Here is a 21,390-nt window from a genome sequence, read left to right on the forward strand (position 1 = left end):
AGTGTGATGGTGATGTCAAGGGATCGCGATGACCGCGGTGCCGCGTAGTGTGACGGTCCCGTCAGCAAGGGCGACCGCAAGGTCCAGTGTCGCGTGCTGTTCGCCGTTGACATCGTTGACTGCGATCGTCGTCGCGGTGCAGGTGGGCGCGGCGTTTATCGGCGTGATCGCGATGAATCGCGTTGAATACGACCGTAATCGCTCCTGCGGGGCAATCGTTGTCAGCAGCCGGCCGAGGTACCCCATCGACAGCATGCCGTGCGCGAAGACGTCATCGAATCCGGCGGCCTTCGCGACGTCCAAGTCCACATGAATCGGGTTGTGGTCTCCTGATGCTCCCGCGAAAAGGGCGAGGGTCGTTCGCGAGATCGGGTCGATGTGGATCTGCGACGTGAGCCCGTCCTCGTGCAACGCTGCTGCGCCGCTCATCTGTCACCCTCGGCTCGATGCTGTGCGATTGCGGTGTTGCGACTGCGTGCCACGATCTCGCCGTTCTGGTTGACGATGGTGCGGTCGGAGACGATGAACTCGAGGAGCCCGCCTTTCTTTGCATAGATGTCGCTGATCTGGCCGGAGGAACTGAGCTCGTCTCCGGCATAAGCCATGCGCTCATATTCAAAGGACTGTTCTCCGTGCAACATGTCGCTGAGTTCGACTCCGAGCTCGGCATATATCGCGAATGGATCGGGCGCCTCAAGCTCGACCGCGAAGAAGAAGGTCGGCGGCACCGGTAGGTCGCGGTGTCCCGCCCGTCGTGCGGCGTCGACGTCGACATACATTGGGTTTTTCTCGCCGGTTGCTTTTGCGAAGTTGCGAAGTCGGCTTCGACTGACCAACAGGGTTGTGGTGGGAAGTGCCCGGCCGATGTGCGATAGGTCGATCCCCATCAGCCGTCAATGCGCTCGTAGATGGTGACGACGCACGCTCCACCGAGTCCGAGGTTGTGTTGCAGCGCGACATTCGCTCCTTCGACTTGGCGACCGCCGGCTTGACCCCGCAGCTGCCAGACGAGTTCGGCGCATTGCGCGAGACCGGTGGCCCCCAACGGATGACCCTTTGACAGCAGACCGCCGGACGGGTTGGTGACAACTCGACCGCCGTAGGTGTTGTCGCCATCACGGATGAACTTCTCTGCGGTGCCGACGGGGGTCAGTTCGAGCAGCTCGTAGGCGAGTAGTTCGTTGGTGGTGAAACAGTCGTGCAATTCGACCACCCGGATGTCCTCGGGCGAGATTCCCGACGCTTCGTACGCCGAACGCGCTGCGGTACTGGCCATATCCGCACCGATCACCTTGCGCATGTCGTTGGATGAGAAGACGCTCGGTGTGTCGGTCGTCAGGCTCTGCCCGGCGATCCGCACGTCCGCGTCGAGGCCGTGCTTGCGGGCGAACTCGGCGCTGCACAGCACGGCCGCGGCCGCACCGCAGGTCGGCGGGCAGCACTGCAGGCGAGTGAGCGGGCCCCAGATGTGCGGTGACGCCAAAACCTCCTCCACGGTGACCGGGTCGCGGAAGACCGCATTAGGATTGTTGGCCGCGTGCTTACGCGCCTTCACCGAGATCTCGGCGAACACTTTCGGGTCGATACCGAACTCGTCGGCGTATGCCTGTCCAGCGCCACCGAAGAACTGTGCGGCTGGCGGGGCCTGGGTATCCACGCCCTGCAACTCGTCGCGAATCGACTCCATGCGAGACAGCGGGTAGGGCCGGTCAGAGTAGACGGCGCCGAGAGCTCCTGGCACCATCTGCTCGAATCCCAAAGCCAGCGCGCAGTCGATGATGCCGCTGCTGATCGCCTGTTGCGCCAGCCATAGTGCCGATGATCCCGTCGAGCAGTTGTTGTTAACGTTGACAATCGGAATCGCCGTCTGGCCAATGCCATACAGCGCAGCTTGCCCACACGTGGAGTCACCGTAGACGAAGCCAACGTAAGCCTGCTGGACCAACGAGTAGTCAACGGCCGCGTCGGCCAACGCGGCGCGCGCCGCCTGCTCACCCATCTCTGAGTACGTAGCGCTGCGGCCGGGCTTGGTGAACGGGATCATTCCCACCCCAGCGACAAGAACGTTCGTTGCCATGTACTCCTACCTTCCACGCGTGATTAGTCTGATCTACTTCCACAGGCCCTGATTGATTCAATCAAACGGTCGGTAGATTTTGCAAGCCGTATTGCGCGAGTTCTTTCGTGCCGTTACCGCGGACGCGTGCGTCGAACTAGTTGGCGTGCGTTGCGCTTTGAGCGCCGATCATGGATTCGGCGCGAGTTAGCGGCGCTTGCGGATCGCTGCCGCGCCGTTCGGGTCAATGATCGATCCGTATTTTGCCAGGTTCGCGCCATGCCCAATGGTGTGCAGCAAGAAGGCACTTCGGATGCCTGCCGCATGCCCTTGGGCATCCAGGCACGCATTCACGCTCTCCTTGGCCAAGCGCAGCGCCAAGGGCGACCGCTCCGCGATCTCGCGTGCCATGTCCAGGGTGAACGCTTCTAAGTCCTCTTGCGGGACAACGTGGTTAACCATGCCACAGTCCTGAGCTTCGGTAGCGGTCAAAGCACGGCCGGTGAATAGGATCTCCCGAGCCTTGCGATGTCCGAGCTCCCATACGTGCGCAAAGTACTCAACGCCGTTGACGCCGAAGGCAGTCACCGGGTCACTGAACGTTGCCGATTGCGCTGCGATCACAATGTCCAGCGGCCAGACGAGCATCAAGCCGCCGGCGATGACACGGCCTTGAACTTGCGCGATCGTCGGTTTGGGGAGGTCGCGCCAGCGCTGGCATAAGCCCAGATACGCTTCGCATTCGAATGCGTAGTGGCCGGCGAGTCCACCATCGTCGAGATTCGACGGCACGGTGGCCACACCGCCGCGCGGCAACCGGAACTGCGCCGAAAGGTCATGCCCAGAGGAGAAATCCGGGCCGTCCGCTGCCAGGATGATGACGCGCACGGCCTCTGCGGCACATGCGGCAACCAATGCATCATCCAGGGCGTAGAGCAGCTCCGGGCTCTGTGCGTTGCGAACCTGCGGGCGTGCCAAGACCACGCGACGAACCCTATCGGCAGGGTCTTCGACCCTGACGAGTTCCTGCGAGGATGTGTCAGTCATCGAACATGCCTCCTACTCCGACGGACTGCCTTGACGTGTCGTTAGTGCCGCCAGTGCTGCCGCGTGCTCCTGCGTCATCGAACCGACGACCTGGCCCGCCACTTCAGCGCTGAGATGCTCGCGGAATCCATTGGAATGTGCGTTGTTCAGCATCAACTTTGTCATCGCCGTCGCGAGCCGGGGCTGATCGGCTAGCGCATGGGCAAGCTCCACCGCCCGCTCGTCAGGATCCTCGGCTACCTCGTTCACCAGACCCACCTGGCGGGCCTCCGCGGAAGACAGTGAACCACCTTGCAGGAGAATCGATGTGGCTTTCGCCGTGCCGATGATACGGGGCAACAGCCATGACAGACCGAGGTCGCCAGCGCTCATTCCGACGTGGACGAAAGGCGCTCCGAACCGGGCATCCGAGGCACACACTCGCAAGTCGGCAGCGACAGCCAGGGATAGGCCTGCGCCGATGGCCGCTCCCCTGACCGCGGCGACGACGGGCTGCGGAATCTCGCGCAACGTAGCAACGGCCTCCGCGCCTGCGCCGACGGCGCGATACATCAGTGCCGTGCGATCGCCCGGTTCGGCGCCCGTGAGCCCACCCTTGAGATCGAGTCCCGCGCAGAACGCGCGGCCGGCGCCCCGCAGGACGACGGCACCACAATCGGCTGATCCCGCCAGCCAGCGCGCCGCGTCACGCAAGCCGACGAACGTCGCCTCGCGAACCGCGTTGAGCATTTGCGGGCGATTGAGCACCACCGTGCCGACGCCGTCGCGGGGCGGTAGCGCGATGACATCGCCGAAATCCCTTGCTTCCTGGCCTTCGTCGTACGACATGGCGGGTCTCCCTTTTCGGCTCCGGGTCAGATCTCGCGAGCGATGAGGTCCTTCATCACTTCGTTGGCGCCCCCGTAGACGCGCTGCACTCGGGAATCGATGAAGGCGCGAGCCAGCGGGTACTCCCGCATGTAGCCATACCCGCCAAGCAGCTGGATGCAGTCGTCGAACAGTTTGAACTGACGGTCGGTCAGCCACCACTTCGCCATGGCAGCCTTCTGTGCGCTGAGCCGCCCGGCCAGGTGATCTGTCACGCATTCGTCGACAAAGGCGCGACTCACCCTGGCGGTAGTAAGCGCTTCGGCCAATACGAATCTGGTGTTCTGAAGGTCGAAGATGGAGCCGCCGAAAGCCCTGCGAGATTTGACGTACGTTGCGGTGTCCGCCACTGCGCGTTCCATGGCCGCCGCACACATCACTGCGATGCACAGCCGCTCTTGCGCTAGCTGTTCCATGAGTTGCGCGAATCCGCGGCCCTCTACCCCTCCCAGCAGATTGGCTTCGGACACGGTCGCATCCGTGAAGTGCAACTCAGACGTGTCGGCGCCGTGCTGCCCCAGCTTGTCAAGGACGCGGCCACGGGCGAAACCGTCGCACTCGTTCACCTCGACCATGATTAGCGAAATTCCCCGTGCGCCGGCCCGTGGGTCGGTTTTCGCCGCGACGAGAACGAGATCGGCTGTGGCACCGTTGGATATGAACGTCTTGGCGCCATTGATGACGTATCGATCCCCTCGGCGATCGGCCCGAGTAGTCATCAATTTCAGATCCGACCCCGCGTCGGGTTCGGTCATCGCGATGGCGCTGACGAGCTCACCGGTGGCCATCCGGGGCAGCCACCGATGCCGCTGCTCCTCGGTGCCGAACGTCAGAATGTAGTGCGCGACGATCCCGCTATGCACGATATTGCCCCAAGCCCAGTCAAAGGCACGGCCCTGGGCCTCCATGACGGCGAGCTCGTGGGCGAATGTTCCTCCACCGCCCCCGTACTGCTCCGGTATGGAGCAGAGCAGCAAGCCCAATCTGCCGGCTTCGCGCCATACCTCGCGCGACACCTGCTTATCGGTATCCCATTGCTCCTGGTAGGGGGTGACGTTCGCAGCCAGATACTGGTCGGCGAGCTGACCCAATGCCTGGACTTCATCATCTACCCATGAACGCATGCTGAATTTCTACCAACCGTTTGATAGTTAATCAAGCGGTGGCTGCGTGCCTCCGGTGTCCAGGCCGGTGCGTCTTGCCGTCGCAACGCAGCGAGGCCACCACCAGATCGGCGATCTCTTCGGCTAGACGCATCGCGCGCGTTTCGTCGGAGTACGGGTACCACTCGTGAACCATGTTCAACATGCCGAGGATGGAGCCGGACGACAGCTTGACGTTGACGTCGGGGCACACGACCGCCTCCGCCTGCGCGGCTTTGAGCAGCGCAGCGAAACCCTTTGCGTACCGGTCTCGCTGGGCCGAGATTTCGCGCACACGCTCCTCGGATAGCACGCCAAAGTCCCTGAAGAAGATCGTCACTTGATCGCGATTGCGCAGGACGTTAAGCACGTGCGCCACACAAATGCGGCGAATCTTGACCAATGCCCCGACCTCGAGGCTGCTGATTTCCGCCATGGCCGCACGACTGGTGGCATACATGTCTTCCAGGATCGCGTAGAGGAGATCTTCCTTCTCCGAAATGTAGTAATAAAGGCTGCCTTTCAGCAGTCCGACCTCGTCGGCAATATCTTGAAGGCTGGTCGCCTCGTAGCCCTTCTCCAGGAACAGTCGGGTGGCGACCCGGAGGATCTCGACGCGCCTGGTGGCCGCCTTTGTCGATTTCCGCGCCGGTCCTCGGCTTTGTGCCATCTACACCCTCCTGATCTGGTCGTCTCAAGACCAAAAGAGACCGTACTCGACCTCGCTCGATGAGATCTGCGGCAAGGGGCCTGTCGCTGACGGACCCGCCACTTGGTGACCCCATCTGTGGTTGGGCCGGCCTGCACTCACCCGGGTGAAAGCGCGAGTAGCCAATAAACGCGAGTAGCCATATCGAGCATGCGACTGGGCGGTACGTCCGACCCGCATTGCCCCGCCGTTTAGGCGGATCGAGCCGCGGTTGCTACCGGTCGCCATGCCCTTGAGCGGACCGAGGAAAAGCGAGTACTAAATCTTTGGGAACGTTGGAATAATAGGGGGATGAACTGCGCAGATGTGCCTTTCGATCGGCGATCGGCTAAAGAGCTACTCGCATTTAATGGCAATGGGGTCGCTCGAGCCGCTGGCGGCGCGCTCCAGCCGCCTTGCCGGCGCCGACCCCGTCCGTGCGACGGACACGAGCTTCGATTGAACCGGGGAAACACCCGACGTGACTATTGAGACCCAAACCCTGCATCGATTGACGACGGTCGACGAAGTCGAGGCCATTATCGGCCGTCCTCCCAGCGTTGTGCTGGCGAAGGAACTCGATCACCTCGACAGTGGATGCGAAGAAATCCTCGCTCACTCGCCGGTCGCGGGTGTGGGATACCTCGCCGGTCCCGATGCCTGTCCCGTGTCTACCTATGTCGGCGGCGTGGCGGGGTTCGCCGAGGTCTTGAACCCCAACAGGATCTCCCTCCCCTTTCCGGACGGTTACGACCCACCGCAGCAGAACACCGGCATATCTTTCGTGTTCCTACTTCCGGGAGTAGGTGAGGTTCTTCGGTTGAACGGTCGGGTCCTGCGGTCGGGCCCGTCGGCAGTTATCAACGTTGAACAAGCCTTCGTTCACTGCGCTAAAGCTATCCACCGGTCCGGCTTATGGAACACTCCCGAATCCAACAAAGTCGATGGCAATTCGACAATCGAGGAGGGCGGCCCCACCACGCTCGATAATCCGGCGGTCGCCAGCTTCTTCGCGGCTTCCCCGTTCTTCGTGGTGTCGACATGGGCGGGTGATCTGTCCAGCGACACGAGTCCGCGGGGCGACAGCCCCGGGTTCATCCAGATACTCGACGCCAACACAATTGCCATTCCGGACCGAAAAGGCAACAAGCGGGCGGACACATTTCACAACCTCGTCGAGAACGATCGGATATCCTTGGCGGTGCTGGTTCCCGGCAGCAATGCCGTACTGCACATTCGCGGTACTGGGTACATGTCAGATGCACCGGACTTGCTGGCAACCATGATGCTGAAGGGCACTAGCCCCCATGCCGCACTTATCATCAAGGTAAGCGACGTCGAGTTCCACTCCAACACAGCGATTTTCAAGTCGGACCTCTGGCATCTCTCTTCACATGCAGCCGATGAGATGCCCAACATGATGGCTCTCGCGTCCAAGCACGTGGTCATCATGGCGGACCGGGCAAAGGGCCGATCAGCGCTCGGCATCGCTTTCGGCGTACTGGCCAAATATCCCCGCCTCGCAAAGGCAGTCGCCGACCTTACCTACAAGTCAGAGCTGACGGGCGAGGGGTACCCTAGCCCAGGTTCTGTTCCAGAACTCATCTCGCCCACTGTCGTTGGTGCCGAAAGGCCCAGTGGAGGATGGTTCAGGCGGCTTCTTGCACGTCGTCGCGTGACACGACGCAACGACACCGCCGCCGGATCTGCAATTGATCTCCAAGACGTGAATGTGGTGGATGTGATCCACGAGACCGCTTCTGCTACAACGCTCGTGTTCGAGAACCAGTCGAGGACCGCATTCGACTTCAAGGCTGGGCAGTTCTTCACCATCTCGGCCCAGGTCGGCAAAAGGACGATACGGCGCGCGTATTCGGCCTCGTGCGCGCCCGGTGGTCAGCGGTGCGCTCTGACGATCAAGCAGGTGACCGACGGCTCGATGTCCACGTACCTCAACACGAAGGTGAAGCCCGGCGACCGCCTGCAAATCATGGGGCCATCGGGGAACTTCTGCATCCCGAACCCGAATTCGGCGCCTCCGGAACTCGTTCTCATCGCCGTGGGTAGCGGTATCACACCGATCATGAGCATCCTGCGCACGATGATGACCGAAACCACGGATACCCGGGTGGCACTCATCTACGGCAACCGCACAGAAGACGACATCATCTTCGCCGCCGCCCTCGCCGAATTGTGCGCCAGGTACCCCGACCGTTTGGTCGTTCGCCACGTACTTACCAAGCCGTCGCCGGCGTGGACAGGGGCGACGGGCCGACTCGACGAGGAAGGCCTGCGACGAGAACTGAGCGGCCTTGCCATCGGCCCGGATAGCCACTATTACATCTGCGGTCCGGAGGCCGTGATGGAGGGCGCCAGGCGTGCGCTGATCGATGACGGCGTGACGGAGAGCCGTATTCACCGCGAGCGGTTCGTTCGGGCGGTTGACGATCTCGACGTCCGTGGCCTCGCTCCCCAGACGATGGTCGTCGACTCCGGCGGCACGCAGCTGGCGAGCCTGACCGTTGAACCTGGCAGCAGCTTGCTTCAGGCAGGTCTCGCGGCCCGACTGCCGATGCCTTACTCGTGCACCGTCGGCAATTGTGGCGATTGCATGGTGAAACTCCTCGATGGGGAAGTCGCCATGGGCGAGCCGAATTGCCTAGAACCCGAACAACGCTCGAATGGATACATCTTGGCGTGCATCGCAAAGCCGCGCTCGCCGGTGCGCATCGAGATTATCGACGAGTAGCCCGGTTGGACATCTGACCGCTCCAGGTTTTGACCCTGGCTCCGCAATCCACTCCGCCGATTTCGCCGTCGCATTGCAGCGAGGAAAGGGTACCTATGCTGAAGCTAGGTTCACGTCTGTCCAATCTGATCTCGGACATCGTTCTGACGCCCGTAGACGTCATCGAAGTCGAAAGCCTGGCAAGCCGTTTCACTCGAGTGCGCCTTCAAAGCCAAGCCTTCGAACAGCAGCGTTGGGCCACCGGAGACAAACTGCAATTTCGCGTTCGTCCCGGCTCGGTGGACCTGCGTACCTACACCCCTATCAATTGGGATGCGGAGCGAGGCACCACAGATCTGATTGCGTTCGACCATGGGGAGGGACCAGGAGCGCGTTGGTTCGACCGTGCCCGCAGTGGAGATGTGTGTGAAGTCTTCGGGCCGAGCCGGTCAATCGACCTCTCGGACACCGCGAGCGACGTTGTGTTCATCGGCGATGAAACCAGTATCGCTTTGGCACATACACTTCGGGAAAACAACCCTGCTGCTCGCTACCTGTTCGAGACCGAGGATCCCCACTCGTTGCGCTCGGCGCTGACAGCGCTGGGCTTCCCCGAATGCGAGATCATGGTCAAGTCGACGGACCGGCATGCTTTGCTCGAAAGCGCCCGTGCAGTCGGCGAAACATTTAGCGAAACATTCGATCTGGTTGTCAGTGGTGACGCGGCTACCGTCAGCGCGGTCCGACGCGCCAACCGGAGTTGGGATCACCTGACGCCTCGGATCAAGGCGCGGGCTTACTGGGCAAAAGGACGAACCGGATTGAGCTGACGCCGATTGCGGGGCATGCGCGGTAGTCCTTGGCGCTCTCGGCCTGGGCGAACCGGACGCTCAACTAGCCCAGTTGCACAATCGAGGTGAAATCAATTGGTACAACGGGAGATAACGCATAGCCTATCGAGGCGGACTGGGGCACAAATGAACATCGCCGCCGAACCCGGCCCCCGGGTAGCCCAGCTACTGGAACCGGGCGCGGCCTTTCGATCGCCAACCCGCACGGTCGGCACACTGCAGATTGGGGGATCGGGTTCGGCAGCCGATGATTTTCCTACGCGCACATTGTTGCGAGCGATCAGTAGTCTGGGACGGGATCTTTGCCGGCCCTGATACGAGTAAAGCCTTCCTTACCAATAAGCACATTTTCACCAATCGGCTGATAACCCAAGAATTCGGGTTGGTCGGTGTCGCTTCCCTCGGGATTCGGCCGCAAGTGAACGTGCAGACCTTGAATCTCCGCCAGCAAGATACATTCGTCGATATCGAGCTGATTGTCTCTGTGCTGTAGCAGGACGTCGGTAAACACTTCCTGCTTGGCGCGCCGTTGCGCCTCGACCATGGTTTCCGCAACGAAAAGACGGATGGCGTGCAGCTCCTGGAAGACGCCCTCGTGGTATCCACCCATGTTGATGAACCAAAGCTTTTTTTCGGTCGCGGGCGGCTCAGGCGAGAGGGTCACGTCGTATCCGTCCACCCAAGTGATTCGAGAATAGCAATCGATGTGGAGGTTGTACTGCTCCCCGAACCACCGCTCGGCGAGCAGAGGAAACGCTTCCTCGGCCGAGTCGACCGCAGCGAACTGGACGTCATGTATCTCAATGTTTGCGCCGTTCACTGGCCCCCCAATGTAGAACATAAAGAGGTCACTCACAATGCATCCCTACTTCCTTCCTTTGGACTTGCTGGACAGGTCCGAGCCATTCTTTGGACTGAGCTCGATCCATTGTCTGCAGATCGTATGTAAACAGATGAACGTGGGTGTAGGCGAAAGCTGCCATCGAATATCGCGTTGACGCCAAAACAGCCCCATGGAATCCAGTGGACCTCCCGACCGCAGACATACGGTTCTAGAGTTGGTTGTATGCCGCCGCCCCCTCTTCTCGTTGCGCAGCCCTATAGCGCGCATATTCCGATAGAAGCCGAACGACACTGTCACCCACACGGTTTGGTTGTTGGTATCTCGCTTGGCCTGATGACCTTTGATTTCGAAGTAGAGCGATGGACAGTGCCGTCCGGGCATGCGGTATGGATTCCGGCCGGCGAGGCGCATGGCGGAAGTTCGTCGACTGCGGTCCGTGGCTGGAGTCTCCACATTGCCAGCGCCGTCTCGATGCCATTGGTGCCCACGGTGATTCGAGTGTCGAGTCTGTTGCAAGAGGCTGCGGCCCGGGCACTTGAGTGGCCCGAAGGGCCGACTACCGCCAGCCAGGATCACATCGCGCTGGTGGCGTTTGACGAGATAAGAGAGACCGCCGTCGAGACACGCAATCGCGTTCCCATGCCGAACGACGCCGGGTTGGCGGCGATTGCAAAGGCAATTCTCGCCGACCCGTCCAACCCTCGTTCGTTATCGCAGTGGGCCAGTAAAATTCAGGTTAGTCCGAGGACGGTTGGACGAAAGTTCTTGAGCGAGACAGGGATGACCTTCACGTCGTGGCGCCAGCACGCGCGGTTGATCCGTTCCATCGACGCGCTCGGGCGCGGTTTGCCGATCACGTCTGTCGCCTACGACGCCGGATTCTCCACGGCCAGTGCCTACATCGCGCTCTTCCGGCGGACGTTCGGCGAGACACCTGCACAATTCCGGCAACGGCTGGAATCGAGCAATCGGCCGGTATGACTCGTACGCCTGCTAAAGGCCGTTGTCGGCGCGCGTCACCCGGTGAAAAGCGATAGCTCGTTGCCGCTACCGTCGCGGAAGGGCAGCGTCAACGACAAGTATGGGCGATCGGGGTCGCGAACATAGGCAAGATAATCGGGAGTTGCGTTCTCCGCGATGACGAGCGCGTTCGGACGCAGTTTTGGCTCTAGGATTTCGAGCACCGGCCGATACAAGCTCAACGCACCGTCCAGATGGACTAGGTCCACCTCACCGCCAAGGTCGGTACACAGCGCGTCCAACGCATCGCCAATCCAAATGTCGACTACGTCGGCGACGCCGGCCGCCCGCAGGTTGTCGTATGCGCGGGCCGCCTTGCTCGATTCGAGCTCGGTACCGATGACGGTGCCCCCGCCGTTGTCGCGCACTGCACAGGCGAGGTAGATGGCCGAGACACCGAACGACGTACCGAACTCGACGACGCGCCTTGCGGCCGCGGCCCGAGCACAGACATAGAGGAAGCGGCCGTATTCCGGTGAGACACAGAGGAAGTTCCCCACGGCTTGGTGATAGAACCCCCTGTAGTCTTTCGACTCGGCAGCCAGGGCCAGGGTCACAGGATCGATTCCGGGCTCGACCGCCTCCAATATCGAAGTGATGAACGGCTGGTCGGCCTGGTCGGCTTCGCCGAATAGGCGCTCCAACACGCCGGACACCTGGGGTGTATCAAGCGAATTCATTGTGCAGATCCTCTGGTTTTGCGCCGGTCATCATGGCCGGAGGGGTTTCCCGGTCGATAGTCCGCAACTATGCATAGGCCACGCCGGAACCCGGGTTGGTGACGGCGCGACTTCGCCAACCAAGGGCACACACCCAAAAAGCGAGCAATTCCATAGCCGAACGAGACGCGATATTTGTATCGCTGCAGGACATTCCTCGTATTATTCCACTATTCTAAATGAGTTGATACTCGCCTTTGGTCTCCGCTTCGGAAGCGTGGTGGCCGACGGCGAGCTCAGCTCAGCCCAGGCAAAAGATCTCGCCAAACTCGTTCAGAGAGGACTCGCCGTGGCATCCTCGATGCGCCTACTCGCGTTCTCACGCGCTAGGGGCCACGTCGAAGGCACGACCATCGGATCACCACGGTGCGAAGAACTTTCGATCAGCTCCTCCTCGCGGCTATCCGATCTCTAGGCGTTCGGCATTGTTCGAGCCTGGGCACGTAGATAACGACCACCGACGACGGGCCAGGCTTCACACTGACTGGTCGGGTCGTCCGTGAACAGCTCGTTGCAGCGAGCACCGTCGAACGGCAGAGCCGGATTGTCCGAAGTCATATTCTCGGCGAGGACAAGCGTATTCGACCTCAAGCATGGCTCCGATAGTTGCAGCACTGGTCTGCGCGCTCGCATGATGGGCGCCGAAAGCTGTATCGGTTCAGTGCATTTCCCGAGTATAGTGACTGCTCGACCAGGTAGAACTCGCTTTTGTCCACACACTCGGGAGGAGCATGACCGCCGGCAAGCGTCAGCTTCAGGCGCGCAAACAGCCGCGACAGCGCCGATCCGAAGAGATGCGCCACCGCATTCTCGACGCGGCTACTCGCGTTTTTGCACAGTACGGGTACACCGCGGGAACGACCAACAGAATTGCGGAATCGGCCGGCATCTCCATCGGATCCTTGTACCAGTACTACCCGAACAAGGACGCAATCCTGTTGGAGCTCGCGACGCGACATTTGGACGCGGGCGTAGCCACCGACCTTCGACTTCGCACGCCTAACCCGTCGCCGTCGCTGCATGACGTCATTAGCGCAATGGTCCGAAGCAATATCGAGAACCATCGAGCCGACCCCGAGCTGTTGCGAGTCTTGATTGAACAAGCTCCTCGCTCCGATGAACTTATGGCGAAGGTTGCCGAGGTGGAAGGTGCACGCATGGCGCACCTGCGCAACATCATGAAGCGATCGCCCGAAGTCACCATCGACGATGAGGAGGTCGCCGCCCGCCTCGTAGTGTCGACCATCGAAATGGTGGTGCACCATCTGCTGGCCGCTCCGGATGCAATCGATCTCGAGCGCTTGGAGACTCAGTTGGTCGAGATGCTCTACCGCTACCTGACGGCGACTCCACCGAACACCCCGGAATGCGAGTAGTGCCCAACGAAGGCTAGCGCCGCGCGCCAACGCGGCCGCCCCGCGGGAAAGCCCACCAGGCTGGTGATGCCACCGCAGCGGTATCGACAATCGCACTGTGACTGGCTGTTTTGCGAGTAGTGCTCGGCGCGCTATTGGTCGATAATGGGATGTCTACCACATCGGCAACCCAAGGCCCCAACGGAATGTACAACGACTCATTGCTCACATTTGGCGCGGCACTGAACATGAAATCAATTGGGCACACTGTGCCCTAACCCCATAGATCAATCTGCCGCAATGGCGTGAGGAGGGGCCACGAGATCGTCCGGAATCCCTTATTTTCATCGAAATCAATTGGTTGGCATGGTGTTTCACCCGACTGCGTCGTCGCTGCTGGTTCCACGCGATGTCTTCTGCGGCCTCCGCCACGATGCGAACTTCAAACCGCGGACTTCGGACAGGATCGTCTTGAACGCGATGAGCGTTGAACCCATGACGAGGTGAAGGGGCAAGGCATGCCAGAATTGTCAGTGATCGAGCGAATGTTTTTTCGTAGCAGCGTATGGCGGGTCGGCAGCGGAATCACCGCATATACCCTGCCGGTAGACAAGCTTGGCGTCGACATTCTCGAGATCGGTTCCGGTAGCGGCGCAGTCGCCCAACGCCTGCTGACGACCAACCCCAGCCTCATGCTCACCGCCGCGGATGTCGACCCACGTATGGTATCCGTCGCCAAGAAGCGGTTGCGGTGGTTTCCCAATGCTTCGGTGATTCAGGCCGATGCGACCGATCTTCCGTTCAACGACTCATCTTTCGACTGTGTGGTGTCCTGTTTGATGCTGCATCACGTCGTTGGCTGGGAGCAGGCTGTTACTGAAATCGCCCGCGTACTGCGGCCCGGGGGGAGGTTCGTCGGCTTTGACTTGACGCGCACTCCGCTGACCACCCTGGTCCACAAGTTCGAAAGGTCACGGTACCGATTGATACGTCCCGTCGAATTCTCCGCCGCGTGCGTTCACCAGAACTTGTCAGCCGTCGTTCGACCGCGCCTCAGTGGTCAACTCATGTCTTTTGCCGCTACCAAACACCGTACTGCCGAAGGCTTAATGGGCGTGGGGCGATTCCAATCGTCAGACTGAGCATGACCTGCTGATCTGAGTCGCTATGGCACAAAACGATTGGTTGGATAGCTTCCACTGAGTGTCTTGGTAAAGCCAAGTAAGCGGATACGACCGTATGCCCATCCCCGCCGCGGTCACCGCCAGTTGTGCGTCGAGGTGGTCGCCGTTCAGTCTCGGATTCTGCACTTGCAAAGCGATCGGCGACCCGTGAAGAGCATTGGCGACATCGTCGGCGGACCGGATCCCTTTCGTCCCCCCCTCAAGGTGTGCGGCACGTTCTGGTCCGCTCGCGCTGGTATCGAAGATTGTGTTCAGATCGGCTGTGAGCTCCTGAGGAGAGGGAATGGGCACAGTAGGATCTGCGAGTGCTATCGGTGCGCCGCAACTCATTACGACTGTGGCTGTCGACGCTAGCAAGAAGCCTCCCGCCGCCGTCTCGACCACCGCGCGCCTACTGATCTGCATCGTTAACTCCTTCTGCCAGTTGTGCTTTGTCGAGTGGCGTGCGTGGCCGAAGACCGTCACGCCAATCGAGTGCCAGGTTGGGATCACTACGCGTGGGCGTTCCTCGGGACTCACGCACAGCTTCTCTACGACTCGTCACGCTCGTGAAAAACGTCGGGCCATGTGGTTGGCAAGAGCGGTCGCACTGCCAGACCCGTGTGCTCCTGCGCGGGTGCGTTGCAACGGCCCTTTGGAATCGCGCGCCGATGCTCGGCCCTAGGTGGTTCCGTGCCTGGTGTGCTCGCGCTCGGTTCGACACCCATCTTTTCGTAGTGAACCGCTGATTCGGGCCGCGTCTTTTTCGAGCGCCGCCGCGACCGATGATTACGCAGCGACTTTGCGGCAGCCGGCCGCGTGCTGGTGGCCCGTTGAGGTGTCTGCACCGCTCCGTCAGCTTCACTGGGTGTGTAAGGACGTGAGCCCGAGTCCCGATCCGGGTCATCGGCTCGCATGCCGTAGGCGTAGCCGGTGGTGGTCGGACCACTCGGCGGTGAGCCGCTGGCCGTCGCGCTGGAAGCCGGCGCAGACGGCGAAGCCGGCGATGTGCTGGGAATAGTGACGGGCGTCATCATGCCTAGCGGTGGATGCGCCGCGACGGGCCTCGGCGCCGGCACGAGGCGCACGGTTTCCGGGCTTCCAGAATCAGGCTCTGGTTCCGGCGTCGGATCGCCGACGCCCGCCAGCCTCATCGCAATCGGCAGGATGAGGCCGGGCGAGGATAGTAGAAATCCCCATACGATCGATGCGATCGTCGTCCAGAGTGTCAGGCCAAGTGCTATGAGGCCCGGCAATGAAACCGTCCCCCCAGCGCCGGAGGGAATCATCGCAAGCAGCTTGAGAAGGCTTGTCACGTCTTGCGCGAGCTTGCGCAGTACGTCATCGAACGCCGCAATCAGGTTGCGTAGGAGTTCGAACAGCCTGTCGACGATCGACTCCGATTGGCCCAGCGCCTGTCTCGAGATGACTGCGTGACTAGCCGAATCGACGATAGATCCCGTCGAAGTCTCGATCGCGGACACAATGAACGGCGCTGGTGAAGTCTGGGGCGTTGCGTGCAGAGTCGCAGTGGTGACCGCGTCGTAGACGGTCATCGCTTCTGCGGCCTGAATCCACATGCGAGCGTAGTCGGCCTCGTTGACCGCGATTGGAATTGTGTTGATCCCAAAGAAGTTCGTGCCGATCAACGCGGCGTGGGCACTGTGGTTGGCCGCAAGTTCGGCAAGGGTGGGCACAGCCATCAGGGCCGCGGTGTATGCGGCGGCCGCGTCATAGTGACTTTGCGCCGCCGCGGCGGCGTCGGCGGCAATCAGTTCCAGCCACACCAAATACGGCTGATGGGACGCGACATAACGCTCAGCGCTAGTACCCGCCCAAGCAGTAGCTTCCACCATCGAGATAATGGTACGCAATTCGTCTGCCGCACTTGAGTATTCAGCACCAATCGTGGCCCATGCTCCACCCGCGGCCAAGAGACCGCCGGTGCCTGGTCCGGCGGACAATAAGGCCGAATGAATATCAGGGGGAAAAGCGAAGAAGTCCAGCGTCACCGCGCAAATACCCTGCCGCTCGATCTCCACGAGTACTGCACATCAGCCGCGCTAACCTCAACACCGACGACGCTGTGCGCGTATGCAGCCGGCTCGCGTCGGCAGCCACTCGGCGACGGTGCGGGTAGGCCGCGGTCTCGGATACAGCCAATGCGCCCGGCGGCGCGACTGGTTTCGACCGCGTCGGCGCGGCGATTGGGATTCGGCCACGGATACGCGCTCACAGACGAAATGATGCCAAGATGCGAGTTAATTCGCCCACTCTTTGTGACAAGAAACACCGAAATATGCAGTACACCAACCCATTATGTCGACCCGGCTCCGATATCGATACTCGCGTTATCCTGCTTAGGATACCGGTGGGATGCTCAGTTGCGGATAACGGCACGATCAGTGCCAATAGCCAAGGGCGTGGCGCTGGCAACGGATTTCGATACCCCAATATCGACCGGGTAACTCGCGTATGGCTTCGCATTCAGCCAGATCAGTGGCGCCACCCCTGGTAGGCCGTGACGCGCTTCGCCTTGCGTTCCACGCATTTCGTTGCCGACCACGCCGCGCGAATGCTTGAGTCGTAGAACGAGGCTAACCCGACGTCTCGTCTTAGTCCCAACGACCGAGGCGCTGCCCGGCTGGTTGGGCTAGGAGGTACAGCGTCAACATGGTCACTAGCTCGTTCTCGAAGGCAGTCGCGTCGATGGGATCTGGTGCGGCCAGCAGCTCATGAACCACCAACTCGACGGTGGTCACCACGAGCCGCGCGGCGATGAAAGTGTCGGCGACATGCACGTCATCGTGATCGTCGAGGAGTTGGCGCATATCTGCGATTTGCGTTCGCTCGTATTCGGCCATCTTGTCCACGAGTTCGCTCGAGCGAGGGGCCTGTTCGATCAGAACGCGTAGAAATTCGGGGTTGTCGCGGTGATTGTCGATCGCGGTGTGCACGATAGCCCCCAGGATGCCCGCCAGCGAATCGGGCATCCCTTGCTCTTGTCGACGCTTGGCCGCAGCAACTCCCGCGTCGAGGTGGCGGCAGGCCAGCTCCACCAGGATCGCGTCCTTATTCGGGTAATACTGATATAACGAACCGATCGAGCAGTTCGCCCATTCTGCGATGCGATTTGTCGTTCCCGCGGCATAGCCGTATTCCGCGAATACTCTTAGTGCTGCGGAAAGAATGCGCTCGCGGGTGCGTTCGGCGCGATCCTGGCGCGGTCGCCTTCGTGGCCGAAGTCTGCGCTGGCTCACTACATCCACCTCGCTTTCCGGTCAAGCGATGTCGCCACGAGGTTGTCCTACAACGCCACTTGTTTTGTTGAAGATGTTAACGAGCTGCACGGTCTGCCTCCCCGACGTGCTCGCGAATGAGCGTCGTACCCATCGCATCGTTGATGCGGTGCGGCCTGGGTACGTTGTCGAGCGATTGCGACCTACCACAGTCAGGGACCTAGGCTCGGAGCCTCGAATGCCTGTTTCGCTCCGGCGTGCAAGCTGTGTCACATTGACACAGCTTCGACAGGGCCGTCACTGATACTCGCACCCTGCGATGATCATCCCTCCAATGCGCTCATGGTGTGCAGCTTCTACTCCGCGTCACCTTGTTGGCGAGGCTGCACAATGACGAATTCGAAAGCTTCCAGCCGCTGTCTTGCCATATCCACGCCAGCGCTTCCGATTGTGAGCCCAAGCCCCCAACGTTCATGACTAGGGTTGAATGCAATTGATTCCCCTCAGACGTGGGATCTTCGGCATGCCATGAAACCATCGACTTGTATTGATTCATCACTGCCCCAACTGCATTCGCGTTAGGCAATGCCGCCATACCGCCTTCGAGATTCGCGGCGCGGCGTTGGCTATCAGCCGCCGTGTTGAAGACAAGTTGCAGTTGCTCGGTGAGCTGAGCGCCAGTTGGGGTTTCCGCATCCCCAGGTTGGGCTACCGCGGTCGGACTTGCGAGCGCCGCCCACAGGATAGAGGCACAGGTCGCCCGCAGATACCAAGTGGTTGACATCGAATCACCTTTCACCTTAACCAGTTTCACTGGTCGGGATCATTCTGAGGTCGTGCTGTTGCACGACAAGCGGGTAGCAAGCGCCGGCTGGCCACCGGGTCGTGTTTCGTTCGTGGTTTCGTCAGCTCAGGCCGCTGTGTCCTGCAGCCCAGTAGGCGCGCGCTTTGATCCGTGGCGTGACGTGCGGCCAACGTCGCAGGCCGCGGCGCACGGCATTAACGGTGGCGGCGTCGCCAGTAACGACAAGGTCAAACGTTGAGCTCTTGCCGGCTTCGGCGGCGCCGACTATCTGATGGAGCAACTCATTGCGGTCGGCGGACTTGGCGAGGATGTCGGTGGCGGCGGTTAGACCAAGTGTGGTGAGCACGTCAGACAGGGCGACGGGATCTGCTGCCTCATAGATGTATTGGGCTGCTGGATTGACATGGCTCAGCGCATAAGCCAGGCCGATACTGGTCTCGTCTCCGATGAAGATTGTGCCCGGGGCCGTATCGGAGAGATCCAGTGATCGGCTCGGTCCAAAGATTTCACAGTCGGTGCCGATAGTGGCATTTTCGAACCAGCGCACAGCGGGCCCGTCACCATGACGGAAGCCGATCACATCGGTGACACCTTCCTCGCGGTCCCAGTTGATCGGGGTGTAGGCACGCATCGCAAGCGACCCGCGCCGGGGACGTAGTTGCAGCTTGTCTCCGGGGGTCCACTTGGCGCGGGTGAAGGCCTCGCCACTGAGACTGACCTTTACAAAACGTGGGACCAGTTCTGTCACCTCGCTGACGCACACTGAGGTGAAGAGCATGTCCGCGGCTAGATCCGACAAACGTGCAGTAATTGGTGCCATGTTGCTCCTGTCTATTTACCGAGAACTTTTGTGGCCCAGTTATTTTGGTTGGTTTCGTCGCTAGTTGGCGCGAGCATCATCGAAGCTCTTCAGGCAGTGTCCTCTGGGGGTGGCCAAGTGGCAGGCAACAGGGGATGCGCAGACATCTGCTCGCTGTCCACCGGTGAGTCGAGGCGCACATGGCCGCGTGCTGGCGCCTCGTCGTCGACAGCTTGGCTGCGACCGAAGCTTCCGATGCCGTGACGTGACGCTGATGTGTCGTGATCGTGCGTGGCCATGGAATGTGGGGATGACGGCGACTTCGTCGAGTCGTCCAGGAACTCGTGAACGTACATCCGCCCGCGTAGGTGATCGCTTTGCCGGCGCCGTCCACGCCTGGAGCGCGATGCCCCCGGCTGAGCGTCCGCTACGAAGGCTGATGCGCTGGAATTGCTTTGAGCACGCTGTGTGCCAGACCCCTCGTTGCGGGTCGGATCGCGGGGCGTCGCTGGATCGGCTGGGCCGACCGCGTACAGCACCGAATTAGTGGGGCCCGCGCTCGGCGGCGGCGTGGGCGCGCCGCTAGTTGTTGTGGTTGTGGTCGGAGTTGGTGCCACGGCGCTTGTAGGCACGGTGCTGGACGACATTGGGATCTCTGTTGTCGGGCGGTGAGCAGTGGTGGGGCCGACTGTATTGGCGGCTACTGGCGACGGGATTGGGTCAGTTGGCGGAGTCAGTAGGCTCGGGTCCGCCAAAGCGATGGCGAGCGGGAGGGCGATGGCTGGAGCGAAAAGCAGAAGCACCGAACCTATTTGCAACGCAAACAGTAAAAGGCTGATGCTCACGTAGAGGCCTAATCCCAGCAATGCCGAAATTAGGGGTGCGAGAAGGCCAAGCGCCGCCCCGGGGTTGGTGGCCAGCAGGGTCAGAATCTCTGCGAAATTGAGCTTTCCCAACTCTTCAAACAGGTGAAGGAGGGGGGCTGGTACCAGCAGTCGCAGGATGGCTTCGAGTAGCCCCAGCAGGGGGGATTCATTGTTTACCGAGGCGATTGCGGCTTCAGCGGCGTCGCGGGCGCGTGGGGCGAGCGCCCCGCTGGCCAGTATCGCTGGGGCGGGCACCGGCCCTGCCGTCGCGGCCTCAGCCGCGACGGCGATGCTTTCGTACGCCGACATCGTTGAAGCCGCCTGAACCCACATACGCGCGTAGTCCTCTTCGTTGACAGCGATGGGGATCGTGTTCATTCCAAAGAAGTTCGTGCCGAGCAGGACCGCGTGCACGGTGTGATTGAGTGCCAGTTCGGCCAGAGTGGGCATTTCGGCCAGTGCGCTGAGGTACGCAGCGGCTACTAGTTCCAACTGCGCAGCTCTTGATGCACTTGTGTTGGCCGCGTCGTATAGCCAGCCCAGGTAGGGTTGATGCGCTGCGACATAGTGTTCGGCGCTTGGGCCTTCCCATACTTCGGTCTGCACCGCAGTCAACAACGTTTGAAGTTCGAAAGCTGAAGCGCCATATTCGGCGCTCAAGCCGTTCCAGGCACTTGCTGCGGATAGCAGGGGGCCGACGCCTGGTCCTGTCGACAGCAGCGTGGCGTGCACTTCCGGTGGCGAAGCAAACCACATCGGTTCAGTCATCGCCGACAGCCCAAAACGGACACGGTGGCCCGAACCGAGTTGATGCTCATTGCCGGATTCTGTAGTCGGTGTCGACGGGATGGCGGAGTGAACCTCCACAACCAAGAACGTGAGCTTCGGAGCTCCGAGTTTGACTTCACCGCAACGTGTTTGCGCAGCATGGAGAGCAATTATTGACTTACAAAAGGTCAGTTTTCTACTCACTTTTGAGCCCAGAACCCCATCTACGAGGGCACCAAGGGATGCCTGCTCGCCGATGCAAACCCATGCGAATACGCATGACGGACGCGGATCGCGCGACGCGTTGCTCACATTTCGCAGACGGCCCCTCTCGCCCCTGGGTGACATCTCCGCTGGGCGGGCTCCAGCTGTGGGCACCCAGCTAACGTCGATGCGGACGTAGCGCGAAGACATCCCCGGGACAATGTCGCCA

Annotated in this window: 19 protein-coding genes; 5 read left to right on the forward strand and 14 right to left on the reverse strand. The window is 60.9% G+C overall.

Translation table 11 applies throughout. The annotated features are described in order from the left end of the window. Positions 1–15: 15 nt before the first annotated feature. The 7 genes from OK015_RS24915 to OK015_RS24945 all read right to left on the reverse strand — a co-directional run bounded on the left by OK015_RS24915 (position 16) and on the right by OK015_RS24945 (position 5,782). Positions 16–429 (reverse strand): MaoC/PaaZ C-terminal domain-containing protein, encoded by a 414-nt coding sequence (locus OK015_RS24915; protein WP_268127081.1) that lies wholly within the window; start codon positions 427–429, stop codon positions 16–18. Then, on the reverse strand, positions 426–887 hold the full coding sequence (locus OK015_RS24920; RefSeq protein WP_268127083.1) for a MaoC family dehydratase N-terminal domain-containing protein: 462 nt from the start codon (positions 885–887) through the stop codon (positions 426–428). Before OK015_RS24920 ends, OK015_RS24915 begins: the two co-directional genes overlap by 4 nt. Continuing rightward, the gene (locus OK015_RS24925) at positions 887–2,077 is read right to left on the reverse strand and encodes a lipid-transfer protein (RefSeq protein WP_268127085.1); all 1,191 of its coding nucleotides are present in this window, start codon (positions 2,075–2,077) and stop codon (positions 887–889) included. Before OK015_RS24925 ends, OK015_RS24920 begins: the two co-directional genes overlap by 1 nt. A 186-nt stretch (positions 2,078–2,263) precedes the next feature. Further along, positions 2,264–3,040, reverse strand: a complete 777-nt coding sequence (locus OK015_RS24930; protein WP_326498561.1) for an enoyl-CoA hydratase — start codon at positions 3,038–3,040, stop codon at positions 2,264–2,266. A gap of 75 nt (positions 3,041–3,115) precedes the next feature. Beyond that, positions 3,116–3,931: an enoyl-CoA hydratase/isomerase family protein gene (locus OK015_RS24935; RefSeq protein WP_268127089.1), complete on the reverse strand. Its 816-nt coding sequence runs from the start codon at positions 3,929–3,931 to the stop codon at positions 3,116–3,118. Positions 3,932–3,957: 26 nt separating this feature from the next. Further along, on the reverse strand, positions 3,958–5,094 hold the full coding sequence (locus tag OK015_RS24940) for an acyl-CoA dehydrogenase family protein (protein WP_268127091.1): 1,137 nt from the start codon (positions 5,092–5,094) through the stop codon (positions 3,958–3,960). Positions 5,095–5,125: 31 nt separating this feature from the next. Then, positions 5,126–5,782 (reverse strand): TetR/AcrR family transcriptional regulator, encoded by a 657-nt coding sequence (locus OK015_RS24945; protein WP_268127094.1) that lies wholly within the window; start codon positions 5,780–5,782, stop codon positions 5,126–5,128. A gap of 499 nt (positions 5,783–6,281) precedes the next feature. On the opposite strand from OK015_RS24945, the gene OK015_RS24950 reads away from it, so the two are divergent. Both OK015_RS24950 and OK015_RS24955 read left to right on the forward strand, forming a co-directional pair. Beyond that, entirely contained in the window at positions 6,282–8,549 is a 2,268-nt protein-coding gene (locus OK015_RS24950) for a 2Fe-2S iron-sulfur cluster-binding protein (RefSeq protein ID WP_268127095.1), read from the forward strand. A 95-nt stretch (positions 8,550–8,644) separates the two neighbouring features. Next, positions 8,645–9,358: a siderophore-interacting protein gene (locus OK015_RS24955; protein ID WP_268127097.1), complete on the forward strand. Its 714-nt coding sequence runs from the start codon at positions 8,645–8,647 to the stop codon at positions 9,356–9,358. Positions 9,359–9,659: 301 nt separating this feature from the next. Here OK015_RS24955 and OK015_RS24960 read toward each other — a convergent pair whose 3' ends face one another. Further along, positions 9,660–10,235, reverse strand: a complete 576-nt coding sequence (locus tag OK015_RS24960; RefSeq protein WP_268127100.1) for a DUF1543 domain-containing protein — start codon at positions 10,233–10,235, stop codon at positions 9,660–9,662. A 210-nt stretch (positions 10,236–10,445) separates the two neighbouring features. Here OK015_RS24960 and OK015_RS24965 point away from each other — a divergent pair, with 210 nt between their 5' ends. After that, positions 10,446–11,204 (forward strand): AraC family transcriptional regulator, encoded by a 759-nt coding sequence (locus tag OK015_RS24965; protein ID WP_268127102.1) that lies wholly within the window; start codon positions 10,446–10,448, stop codon positions 11,202–11,204. A gap of 35 nt (positions 11,205–11,239) precedes the next feature. On the opposite strand, the gene OK015_RS24970 is transcribed toward OK015_RS24965, so the two are convergent. Then, positions 11,240–11,923, reverse strand: coding sequence for an O-methyltransferase (locus OK015_RS24970; RefSeq protein WP_268127105.1), 684 nt, complete (start codon positions 11,921–11,923; stop codon positions 11,240–11,242). A 770-nt stretch (positions 11,924–12,693) separates the two neighbouring features. Here OK015_RS24970 and OK015_RS24975 point away from each other — a divergent pair. Next, positions 12,694–13,338: a TetR/AcrR family transcriptional regulator gene (locus OK015_RS24975; RefSeq protein ID WP_268127107.1), complete on the forward strand. Its 645-nt coding sequence runs from the start codon at positions 12,694–12,696 to the stop codon at positions 13,336–13,338. Between the two features lie 497 nt (positions 13,339–13,835). Continuing rightward, entirely contained in the window at positions 13,836–14,459 is a 624-nt protein-coding gene (locus OK015_RS24980; protein WP_268133073.1) for a class I SAM-dependent methyltransferase, read from the forward strand. Between the two features lie 572 nt (positions 14,460–15,031). Here the strand turns inward: OK015_RS24980 and OK015_RS24985 are convergent. From OK015_RS24985 to OK015_RS25005, 5 genes are all read right to left on the reverse strand, one after another. Then, positions 15,032–16,522, reverse strand: a complete 1,491-nt coding sequence (locus OK015_RS24985; protein ID WP_268127110.1) for a PPE family protein — start codon at positions 16,520–16,522, stop codon at positions 15,032–15,034. Positions 16,523–17,095: 573 nt separating this feature from the next. Next, the gene (locus OK015_RS24990; RefSeq protein WP_268127112.1) at positions 17,096–17,740 is read right to left on the reverse strand and encodes a TetR/AcrR family transcriptional regulator; all 645 of its coding nucleotides are present in this window, start codon (positions 17,738–17,740) and stop codon (positions 17,096–17,098) included. A 319-nt stretch (positions 17,741–18,059) separates the two neighbouring features. Beyond that, positions 18,060–18,533: a hypothetical protein gene (locus OK015_RS24995; RefSeq protein ID WP_268127115.1), complete on the reverse strand. Its 474-nt coding sequence runs from the start codon at positions 18,531–18,533 to the stop codon at positions 18,060–18,062. A gap of 91 nt (positions 18,534–18,624) precedes the next feature. Further along, on the reverse strand, positions 18,625–19,344 hold the full coding sequence (locus OK015_RS25000) for a siderophore-interacting protein (protein WP_268127118.1): 720 nt from the start codon (positions 19,342–19,344) through the stop codon (positions 18,625–18,627). A gap of 89 nt (positions 19,345–19,433) precedes the next feature. Then, positions 19,434–20,957: a PPE family protein gene (locus OK015_RS25005; protein ID WP_268127120.1), complete on the reverse strand. Its 1,524-nt coding sequence runs from the start codon at positions 20,955–20,957 to the stop codon at positions 19,434–19,436. Positions 20,958–21,390 lie beyond the last annotated feature (433 nt).

Origin of the sequence: Mycobacterium sp. Aquia_216 (assembly GCF_026723865.1) — a bacterium.
Lineage (GTDB): Bacteria > Actinomycetota > Actinomycetes > Mycobacteriales > Mycobacteriaceae > Mycobacterium.

Bases quoted from the DNA above. Each gene is read 5' to 3' on its own strand.
- OK015_RS24915 (WP_268127081.1), bottom strand. From the start codon at position 429: ATGAGCGGCGCAGCAGCGTTGCACGAGGACGGGCTCACGTCGCAGATC.
- OK015_RS24920 (WP_268127083.1), bottom strand. From the start codon at position 887: ATGGGGATCGACCTATCGCACATCGGCCGGGCACTTCCCACCACAACC.
- OK015_RS24925 (WP_268127085.1), bottom strand. From the start codon at position 2,077: ATGGCAACGAACGTTCTTGTCGCTGGGGTGGGAATGATCCCGTTCACC.
- OK015_RS24935 (WP_268127089.1), bottom strand. From the start codon at position 3,931: ATGTCGTACGACGAAGGCCAGGAAGCAAGGGATTTCGGCGATGTCATC.
- OK015_RS24940 (WP_268127091.1), bottom strand. From the start codon at position 5,094: ATGCGTTCATGGGTAGATGATGAAGTCCAGGCATTGGGTCAGCTCGCC.
- OK015_RS24945 (WP_268127094.1), bottom strand. From the start codon at position 5,782: ATGGCACAAAGCCGAGGACCGGCGCGGAAATCGACAAAGGCGGCCACC.
- OK015_RS24955 (WP_268127097.1), top strand. From the start codon at position 8,645: ATGCTGAAGCTAGGTTCACGTCTGTCCAATCTGATCTCGGACATCGTT.
- OK015_RS24965 (WP_268127102.1), top strand. From the start codon at position 10,446: ATGCCGCCGCCCCCTCTTCTCGTTGCGCAGCCCTATAGCGCGCATATT.
- OK015_RS24970 (WP_268127105.1), bottom strand. From the start codon at position 11,923: ATGAATTCGCTTGATACACCCCAGGTGTCCGGCGTGTTGGAGCGCCTA.
- OK015_RS24975 (WP_268127107.1), top strand. From the start codon at position 12,694: ATGACCGCCGGCAAGCGTCAGCTTCAGGCGCGCAAACAGCCGCGACAG.
- OK015_RS24980 (WP_268133073.1), top strand. From the start codon at position 13,836: ATGCCAGAATTGTCAGTGATCGAGCGAATGTTTTTTCGTAGCAGCGTA.
- OK015_RS25000 (WP_268127118.1), bottom strand. From the start codon at position 19,344: ATGGCACCAATTACTGCACGTTTGTCGGATCTAGCCGCGGACATGCTC.
- OK015_RS25005 (WP_268127120.1), bottom strand. From the start codon at position 20,957: ATGACTGAACCGATGTGGTTTGCTTCGCCACCGGAAGTGCACGCCACG.